Here is an 8,672-nt window from a genome sequence, read left to right as displayed (position 1 = left end):
TCCCCCTCGGTTCACAGCGTCCTCGCTGTGTTTTTTTCAAAGGAACCTCGCCCCGGCCGTGACGGCCGGAGACGGGGTATCAACATATCTGGCGTTGATTTTTGGCACGCTGTTGAGTTCTCAAGGAACGGTCGCTTCCTTCGTACTCACCCTCGCGGGCTTTCCTCCGGGCGCTTCCCTTCGGTGTTTCCGACTCTATCAGATCTTCCCGACCCGATTTCCTCGGTGCTTTCCAGGTCCGCGCTTCCGCGCTTTCCTTTCCGGCGGTTCCGACTTTACCAGAACTTTTGATCCGGTTTGACCGGCCGTTGTTCCGATTCATCGGGGGGCTTCTTCGCGGTCGACGTTGTCGTCGTCTCCAGAAGCAGACAGATGCTCACGGTCGCCCAGCTGGACCAGGTCCATCTCCAGGCAACTGTTCGAATCTACCTCCACGCCCGAACCGTGTCAACGGCTCCGGTGCGGCGAAGAGGAGACTAGCAGTTCAGCAGACGTAAACGCACATCAGGCGGCCGTCGGCACGGTGGCGCTTCGCTCGACTGCCTCCACGTCCCCGGTTTCGCCGGCCCGGGCCGCACGACCGCCGAGGACGAAGACGTACGCGAGGAAGGACAGCTCGGCGATGACGCCGATGCCTATGCGAGCCCAGGTGGGCAGGCCCGAGGGGGTGACGAAGCCTTCGACGGCGCCGGACACGAAGAGGACCAGGGCCAGGCCGATCGCCATGCCCACCGCGGCGCGGCCTTCCTCGGCGAGGGCGGTGCGTCGGGAGCGGGGACCGGGATCGATGAGCGTCCAGCCGAGGCGCAGTCCCGTACCGGCGGCGACGAAGACTGCCGTCAGTTCGAGCAGGCCGTGCGGCAGAACAAGACCGAGGAACGTGTCGAGCCGGCCGGCCGAGGACATCAGACCGATGCCGACGCCGAGGTTGAGCATGTTCTCGAAGAGGATCCACAGGACGGGCAGTCCCAGGAAGACGCCCAGGACCAGGCACATGGCGGCGGCCTGGGCGTTGTTCGTCCACACCTGGGCGGCGAAGGAGGCCGCGGGATGGCTGGAGTAGTACGTCTCGTACTCGCCGCCGGGTCGGGTGAGTTCTCGTAGCTCGCTGGGGGCCGCGATCGTGGCCTGCACCTCGGGGTGCGTACCGATCCACCAGCCCAGAAGTGCCGCGACGACAGTGGAGAGGACCGCGGTGGGCACCCACCAGTAGCGGGTCCGGTAGACCGCCGCGGGGAAACCCTCCAGCAGGAAGCGGGTGACGTCTCGCCACGAGGCCCGGCGGGCTCCCGTCACGGCACTCCGCGCGCGTGCCACGCGCTGGCTGAGCCAACTGGTCAGCTGAGGGTCCGGGGCGCTGGACTGGATCAGGGAGAGGTGGGTTGCCGCGCGCTGGTAGAGGACGACGAGTTCGTCGGCCTCCGCGCCGGTGAGGCGGCGACGGCGGAGCAGGGCGTCGAGGCGGTCCCACTCGGCTCGGTGGGCGGAGACGAAGACGTCCAGGTCCATCGGGTCTGCCTGCTCCTCGGCTGGTTGTTCGACGGCGCGTCGGCTGTGTCCGCTTGTCGTACCGCGGCGCGATTTCCCTCAGCTTGGCAGACTGGCCGTTCTCAGGGCAGGCCAGGGGAAGGACGACGGGTGTGAGTGAGCTGGTGACGGGCGAGGCGGTGGCGCTGGAGTTGCGCCCCGCGAGACTGCCCAGCAGGGTGCTGGCGGTACTGCTCGACCTCCTCGTGGCCGTGGCGGTCTACGTCGCCGTGACCGTGGTCGTGGCCGCTGCCACGGCTTCCCTGGACGAGGCGGCGCAGACGGCGCTGGCGATCGCGACGTTCCTGCTCGTGCTGGTGGGGGGACCGATAGCCGTGGAGACGCTCAGCCACGGGCGGTCCCTCGGGAAGATGGCGTGCGGACTGCGGGTGGTCAGGGACGACGGCGGGCCGATCCGGTTCCGGCACGCGCTGGTGCGCGGTGCGGTCGGTGTGGTCGAGATTCTGATGACCTTCGGGGTGATCGCGTGTATCGCTTCGCTGGTGTCGGCGCGCGGGCGCCGGCTGGGCGATGTGTTCGCGGGCACCCTGGTCGTGCGGGAGCGGGTACCGGCCGGGCCGACGGCGTTCGTGCCTCCGCCGCCGCCCTGGCTGGCAGGGCGTTTCTCGGCACTGGACCTGTCGGCGGTCCCCGAGGGCTTGTGGCTGGCGATACGGCAGTACCTGACGCGGATGCAGCAGCTGGACCCGCAGGTCGGCTGGGGCATGGCGGAGCGGCTTGCCTCCGATCTAGCCTCCCGCACCGGGACTCCGGCGCCGGCCGGGGTTCCGCCGGCCATGTATCTGGCGGCGGTGCTGCAGGAGCGGCAGACCCGGGAGGCCCGGCACGTGTTCGGAAAGAGCCCGGCGGTGGAAAGAGCAGCCGACGGGGGCGATGCCCTGTCCGGCGCGCCCGGCTTCTCCCCACCGCAGCCGCCCACCGCGCCTCCGCCGTCATATCCGGCCGGAGCCCGTCCTGGGTCTTCGGCATACGGCACCGGCGGGCACCCGGAGACTCCCGCACCCGGCACTGCGGGCACGGCGCGCCCGAGCACCGGGTTCGTGCCGCCCGCCTGAGTCGGCCGGCCGGCCCGATCTCTGTCGCCTCGCGCTCAGGGGTCGAAGACCGACGGCGGCGACTGGAGGTCCTCGAGCTCGATGCCGGGGGCCGCCAGGACCACGTCCCCGGCGATGTGCACGGCGTGCTGTTCGCCGGTATCCAGGGCTGTGACCTGGTATTCGTCCACGATCAGGGGGCCGTTGTCAGTGGCGTGTGCTTCTCTTTCCACCAGAGCCCAGGACTGGTCCACGGTGCGCGGGGCGAGGACTGGTTCCGTGAAGAGGACGAGGCGTACGCGGGTCGCGGCGGCGGAGGGGGTGAGGCGCAGGAGACGAGCGGTGGCGACGAGGAACGCGGGGGACGTGCCGGTGAAGGCGTGGGCACGCACATTGCCTTCGGTGGCCCGGGTGCCGGTGGGGTCGGTGCGGACCCAGGTGACGCCGTCGAGGGCGGCGCCGCGCACCTGCCAGCTTCCCGTGTGGAGTTCGAGGCGGATGGGGCGGCCGAGCTCGTCGAGGGCGAGGTCGACGGAGCCGTGATGGTCGCCCGAGGGGGTGGTCAGCTGGGAGACGTAGCGCCAGCCGGAGGGCCCGGGGGCGCACTGGAAGTGCTCTTCCGCGTAAGGGGTGTGATCGTGCGGATCGTGAAGCGAATAACGGCCGCGGGGCATGGGGGTCCTGGGTTCTGAGGGGCTGGTCCGGTCACCTCGGCGGTTCGGCCCGGTGTGCGTGACGGCCGCTGGTCCGGCGAAAGGGGCAGGCCCCCGACACGGGGGTGCGGGGGCCTGCCTCGGAGCGGAGGACCTGGCTGAGACGCGGGGCTGCGGCTCCGTGCCGGTCAGTAGCGGTAGTGGTCCGGCTTGTACGGGCCGTCGACGTCCACACCGATGTACGCCGCCTGCTCCGGGCGCAGCGTGGTGAGCTTGACACCGAGGGCGTCCAGGTGGAGGCGGGCGACCTTCTCGTCGAGGTGCTTGGGCAGCACGTAGACGCCGGTCGGGTACTCGTCGGGCTTGGTGAACAGCTCGATCTGGGCCAGGGTCTGGTCCGCGAAGGAGTTGGACATCACGAACGAGGGGTGGCCGGTGGCGTTGCCCAGGTTGAGCAGGCGGCCCTCGGACAGCACGATGATCTTCTTGCCGTCCGGGAAGGTCCAGGTGTGGACCTGCGGCTTGACCTCGTCCTTGACGATGCCGGGGATCCTGGCGAGGCCGGCCATGTCGATCTCGTTGTCGAAGTGGCCGATGTTGCCGACGATCGCCTGGTGCTTCATCCTCGCCATGTCGGAGGCAAGGATGATGTCCTTGTTGCCGGTGGTGGTGATGAAGATGTCGGCCGTCTCGACGACCTCGTCCAGGGTGGTGACCTGGTAACCGTCCATCGCCGCCTGCAGCGCGCAGATCGGGTCGATCTCCGTGACGATCACGCGGGCGCCCTGCCCGCGCAGGGACTCCGCACAGCCCTTGCCCACGTCGCCGTAGCCGCAGACGACGGCGGTCTTGCCGCCGATCAGGACGTCGGTGGCGCGGTTGATGCCGTCGACCAGGGAGTGCCGGCAGCCGTACTTGTTGTCGAACTTCGACTTGGTGACGGCGTCGTTGACGTTGATCGCCGGGAAGAGGAGGGTGCCGTCGCGCTGCATCTCGTACAGGCGGTGCACGCCGGTGGTGGTCTCCTCGGTGACGCCGCGGATCTCGGAGGCCAGCTGGGTCCACTTCTGGGGGTTCTCGCCCAGGGTGCGGGTCAGCAGCTGAAGGATGACGCGGTGCTCGTCCGACTCGGCGGTGTCGGGCGAGGGGACCTTGCCGTCCTTCTCGTACTCGACGCCCTTGTGGACCAGGAGGGTGGCGTCACCGCCGTCGTCCAGGATCATGTTCGGGCCGCCGGTGGGACTGTCCGGCCAGGTCAGCGCCTGCTCCGTGCACCACCAGTACTCCTCCAGCGTCTCGCCCTTCCAGGCGAAGACCGGGATGCCCTGCGGGTTGTCGGGGGTGCCGTTCGGGCCGACGGCGATGGCGGCGGCCGCGTGGTCCTGGGTGGAGAAGATGTTGCAGGACGCCCAGCGGACCCGCGCGCCCAGGGCCACCAGGGTCTCGATCAGGACGGCGGTCTGGACGGTCATGTGCAGGGAGCCGGTGATGCGCGCGCCCTTGAGGGGCTGCGCGGCGGCGTACTCCTCGCGGATCGCCATCAGGCCGGGCATCTCGTGCTCGGCGAGGGAGATCTCCTTGCGGCCGAACTCGGCCAGGGACAGGTCGGCGACCTTGAAGTCCTGTCGGTTGTCGACAGTCGTCATTACGGGCTGCTCCTCGGGGTTGGGGCGAGGTGGGTACGGCTGACCTGCGCGGCGGCGGACACTGGGGTGCCCGAAGAGGACACGGTCATGCTCGCGTGCGCGCAGCGCAGTCCGTCGGAGGCCCTCTCTCCCTCGGCCGGTCCGTCCTCGGACCGCCCGACCGCCATCAGCAGCGACGTCTGGCTCCGTCCCAAGCTACACCGGAGAGCCGGCCGCCCCCAGTCCGCCTCCGGCCGCTTCGTTACCCTCTGCGCCGCGGACGGGCCGCTGAGGGAGGGGACGAATGGCAGGCAGAAGCCGGAGACTGGGGCTCGCGGCGCTGGTGGTGGGACTGGTGGGGCTGTTCCTGGGGGGCGGCGTGTTCGTGTACGGCAAGGAGGCGTACGGGGGAGCGGTCGTGCAGAGCACCAGCATGTCCCCGACGTACAAGCCGGGAGACCGGGTCTTCTACGAACGTGTCGACGGCACCGGAGTGCGGCGCGGCGACGTCGTCCTGTTCTCGGCACCGGACCGCTACGGCTTCGAAGCCCTGGTGATGTGGCGGGTCGTCGGGGTGGGCGGCGATCACGTCGTGTGCTGCACGGGGGCGGGAGCGGACGCCCGGGTCACGGTGAACGGCCAGCCGTTCGAGGAGCCGTACGTGAAGGACGGCGACGCCGACGGGATGCACAGGGCGTACGACGTGAAGGTTCCCCGGGGCCGGCTGTTCCTGCTGGGCGACCACCGGGCGAATTCGATGGATTCGCGTTTCTTCGCCTCCGACCATGACGGGACGGTGTCCGTCTCGGCCGTGCAGGGCCGGGTCGTCGCGAGCCGTACCGAACTGGCCCTCCTCGGCGGTGGGGTGCTGGTGGCGGCAGTCACGGTGCTGGTGGGGCTCGGGCTGGGGGTGGCGTCCCTGGTCGCGCGGCCGCGGAGGACCGTGCCCCCGTGGCCCACGCGGGTGTGAACGCGGACGGGGCCCGCCGAATGGTCGGCGGGCCCCGTCGGCCGTCGCGGTGGCGGGCTCAGTGGCCGCCGGTGTGCGGCGCCGGGCCGCCCGGGGTGGCCTCGCGGTCCGGGCCCTTGGCTGCTTCGGCCTCGCTGTAGATGTCGGGTTCCAGGTATATGGCGCGGGCGATGGGCACGGCGGCGCGGATGCGGGCCTCGGCGGCGTCGATGGCGGCGGCGACCTCGGCGGCCGTGTCGTCGTGACGGACGCCGATCTTGGCGGCGATGAGCAGTTCCTCGGGGCCGAGGTGGAGCGTGCGCATGTGGATGATGCGGGTGACGGTGTCGCCGTCGACCATGGCGGCCTCGATCTGCTGGACCACGTCGGTGCCGGCGGCCTCGCCGAGCAGCAGGGACTTGGTCTCGGCGGCCAGGACGAGGGCGATCAGGACGAGCAGGACGCCGATGCAGACGGTGCCGATGCCGTCCCAGACGCCGTCGCCGGTGAGCAGGGAGAGGCCGACGCCGCCGAGGGCGAGGACGAGACCGATCAGCGCGCCGAAGTCCTCCAGGAGGACGACCGGCAGCTCGGGTGCCTTGGCACGGCGGACGAACTGCGTCCAGGACAGCTTGCCGCGCAGCTCGTCGGCCTCCTTGATGGCCGTGCGGAAGGAGAAGCCCTCGGCGATGATCGCGAAGACGAGGACGCCCACCGGCCAGTACCAGTGCTTCAGCTCGTGCGGGTTGCTGATCTTCTCGTAGCCCTCGTAGATGGCGAACATGCCACCGATGGAGAACAGGACGATGGAGACCAGGAAGGCGTAGACGTAGCGCTCGCGGCCGTAGCCGAACGGGTGCTGCGGGGTGGCCTCGCGCTGGGCCTTCTTGCCTCCGACCAGCAGCAGGAACTGGTTTCCGGAGTCGGCGAGGGAGTGCACGCCTTCGGCCAGCATCGACGAGGAGCCGCTGAAGGCGAACGCCACGAACTTCGATACCGCGATCGCGAGGTTGGCGCCGAGTGCCGCCACGATCGCCTTGGTGCCGCCTGACGCGCTCATGTGTTCGCGTGGTCCCTTCGCCGTCGTCCTTGTACCGGTTCCGGCTCCTGCCCGTGCTGTGCCGGTGGGTCATTGTTGCAGCCCGGTCCGGCAGGGGTGCCCCGGCGGCGGTACGTCAGCCCACCGTGAGCGGAGTCAGACGACGACCGTGGCCCGGAAGAGGGTGCCGTTGCCGGACACCTCGGCCTTTTCGTCCGCGGGGACGAACACGGACTGTCCGGGGGTCAGTTCGTGCTCGCCCGTCCGGACGGAACCGGCCGTGCAGAGCAGGATCTGCGGGGTGTCGAGGGCGAGGTCGCGGCCGGTGGTGCCCTCGGACAGGACGTAGCGGGACAGGCGGAACTCGTCGGCGGGGGTGTCGTAGAGCTCCTCGCCGTCCGCCGCGGCCTCCGGGCGCAGGATGCCGGGGTCGCCGGCCTCGAAGCGGACGACGCGCAGGAGTTCGGGGACGTCGACGTGCTTGGGGGTCAGGCCGCAGCGCAGGACGTTGTCGGAGTTCGCCATGATCTCCACGCTGAGGCCGCTGAGGTAGGCGTGCGGGATGCCGGCGCCGAGGAAGAGCGCCTCGCCGGGCTGCAGGCGGACGTGGTTGAGGAGCATCGCGGCGAGGACGCCCGGGTCGCCCGGGTAGTGGCGGGCTATGCCGGCGTAGGGGGCGTGGTCTCCGCCGAGACGGGCACAGGCGGCCGCGGCCGCGGCGACCGTGCCGGCCATCTCCTCGGGGTCGGAGGTGAGGATGGCGGTGAGGACCTCGCGCAGGGCGGCGTCCGTGGGGCGGGCGCGCAGCAGGTCGACGTACGGTCTGAGGGAGTCCACGCCGAGGGCGTCGAGCAGGTCGGCGGACCGGCTCGGTTCACGGAAGCCGCACAGGCCGTCGAACTCGGTGAGCGCGCAGACCAGTTCCGGCTTGTGGTTGGTGTCCTTGTAGTTGCGGTGCGGGGCGTCGAGGGGGACGCCGCGGCGCTCCTCGTCGGCGTATCCCTGCCCGGCCTGGTCCAGGTCGGGGTGCACCTGGAGGGAGAGCGGGCCGCCGGCGGCGAGGAGCTTGAGCAGGAAGGGCAGGTGCGGGCCGAATCTGGCGACCGTCTTGGCGCCCAGTTCCCGCTCCGGGTCGGCGTCGATGACCTCGGCGAGGGTGCCGCGTCCGGTGCGCGAGGGCGCGCCCGGGTGGGCGCCCATCCACATCTCCGCCTGCGGTTCGCCGCTCGGCTCGACACCCAGCAGGTGCGGTATGGCGGTGGTGGAGCCCCAGGCGTAGGGGCGGATGGTGTTGTCGAGGCGGTCCATGGGCTTCTCTCTGCAGTTCTTGCCGGCGGGGGTGCCGAGGACAGGTCAAGCGCCGGAAGCGAGCGCCAGGTAAACGGCGGCGAAATCCGTGACGGCGATCAGTTCCGCGAGGGTCTCGATCTCGTCTCCTGGGTCCGGTTCCAGCTCGCTGATCGGCGTGTCGCTGCTGAGGGCCAGGTCACGGGCGGCCGGGGCGGCAGTGAGGCCGCCGAGCGGGCGGTCGCGGAGCAGCACCACGCGTGCGTGCAGGGCGGGGGTCTCCTCGACGCGGTCGCGGAAGAAGTCGTCCGGGTCGGCGCTGGCGGCCAGCGGGCCGGCGAGCAGGGCGCTGTGGGCGGCGAGCGCCTCGGGCAGTTCGGCGACGACCGCGGGGACGCCGGACAGTTCGGCGAGCCCGGCGGCGAAGCGGCGGCCGGCGGGTCCCGCTGAGACGCCCTCGGTCCAGATCACGGGCAGCGCGTCGGCGAGTTCGGCGGCGAGCGTCTTGGCCGGGTTGCTGTACGTCACGATGGCGGG

8 protein-coding genes are annotated in these 8,672 nt (G+C 70.6%); 2 read left to right on the top strand and 6 right to left on the bottom strand.

Annotated elements, in window-relative coordinates; translation table 11 throughout:
- Positions 1-504 precede the first annotated feature (504 nt).
- On the bottom strand, positions 505-1,509 hold the full coding sequence (locus tag RH94_RS23530) for a stage II sporulation protein M (RefSeq protein WP_073949647.1): 1,005 nt from the start codon (positions 1,507-1,509) through the stop codon (positions 505-507).
- 131 nt (positions 1,510-1,640) lie between these two features.
- On the opposite strand from RH94_RS23530, the gene RH94_RS23525 reads away from it, so the two are divergent.
- Entirely contained in the window at positions 1,641-2,603 is a 963-nt protein-coding gene (locus tag RH94_RS23525) for an RDD family protein (RefSeq protein ID WP_073949645.1), read from the top strand.
- 35 nt (positions 2,604-2,638) lie between these two features.
- Here RH94_RS23525 and RH94_RS23520 read toward each other — a convergent pair whose 3' ends face one another.
- Positions 2,639-3,256: a hypothetical protein gene (locus tag RH94_RS23520; RefSeq protein WP_073949643.1), complete on the bottom strand. Its 618-nt coding sequence runs from the start codon at positions 3,254-3,256 to the stop codon at positions 2,639-2,641.
- A 167-nt stretch (positions 3,257-3,423) separates the two neighbouring features.
- Positions 3,424-4,881 carry an adenosylhomocysteinase gene (ahcY, locus tag RH94_RS23515; protein ID WP_073949641.1) on the bottom strand — a complete coding sequence of 486 codons (1,458 nt, stop codon included), beginning with the start codon at positions 4,879-4,881 and terminating at the stop codon, positions 3,424-3,426.
- A gap of 283 nt (positions 4,882-5,164) precedes the next feature.
- Here ahcY and lepB point away from each other — a divergent pair, with 283 nt between their 5' ends.
- Positions 5,165-5,830, top strand: a complete 666-nt coding sequence (gene lepB / locus RH94_RS23510) for a signal peptidase I (protein WP_073949639.1) — start codon at positions 5,165-5,167, stop codon at positions 5,828-5,830.
- A gap of 58 nt (positions 5,831-5,888) precedes the next feature.
- On the opposite strand, the gene RH94_RS23505 is transcribed toward lepB, so the two are convergent.
- From RH94_RS23505 to RH94_RS44315, 3 genes are all read right to left on the bottom strand, one after another.
- A complete protein-coding gene (locus RH94_RS23505) occupies positions 5,889-6,869 on the bottom strand; it encodes a cation diffusion facilitator family transporter (RefSeq protein WP_073949637.1) in 981 nt (326 codons plus the stop codon).
- Positions 6,870-7,004: 135 nt separating this feature from the next.
- Positions 7,005-8,156, bottom strand: a complete 1,152-nt coding sequence (gene manA, locus RH94_RS23500; RefSeq protein WP_073949635.1) for a mannose-6-phosphate isomerase, class I — start codon at positions 8,154-8,156, stop codon at positions 7,005-7,007.
- A 45-nt stretch (positions 8,157-8,201) separates the two neighbouring features.
- Positions 8,202-8,672: SIS domain-containing protein (locus RH94_RS44315; protein ID WP_324614303.1), on the bottom strand; the 471-nt coding region annotated here is incomplete at its 5' end.

The organism is Streptomyces kebangsaanensis, from assembly GCF_001906585.1.
Lineage (GTDB): Bacteria > Actinomycetota > Actinomycetes > Streptomycetales > Streptomycetaceae > Streptomyces > Streptomyces kebangsaanensis.
Note: the sequence above shows the minus strand (reverse complement) of the source record. Positions and strands in the feature narration are given on the sequence as shown.

What these genes read in the sequence shown, in the direction of transcription:
- RH94_RS23530 (WP_073949647.1), bottom strand. Translation starts at nt 1,509, where the DNA reads ATGGACCTGGACGTCTTCGTCTCCGCCCACCGAGCCGAGTGGGACCGC.
- RH94_RS23520 (WP_073949643.1), bottom strand. Translation starts at nt 3,256, where the DNA reads ATGCCCCGCGGCCGTTATTCGCTTCACGATCCGCACGATCACACCCCT.
- ahcY (WP_073949641.1), bottom strand. Translation starts at nt 4,881, where the DNA reads ATGACGACTGTCGACAACCGACAGGACTTCAAGGTCGCCGACCTGTCC.
- lepB (WP_073949639.1), top strand. Translation starts at nt 5,165, where the DNA reads ATGGCAGGCAGAAGCCGGAGACTGGGGCTCGCGGCGCTGGTGGTGGGA.
- RH94_RS23505 (WP_073949637.1), bottom strand. Translation starts at nt 6,869, where the DNA reads ATGAGCGCGTCAGGCGGCACCAAGGCGATCGTGGCGGCACTCGGCGCC.
- manA (WP_073949635.1), bottom strand. Translation starts at nt 8,156, where the DNA reads ATGGACCGCCTCGACAACACCATCCGCCCCTACGCCTGGGGCTCCACC.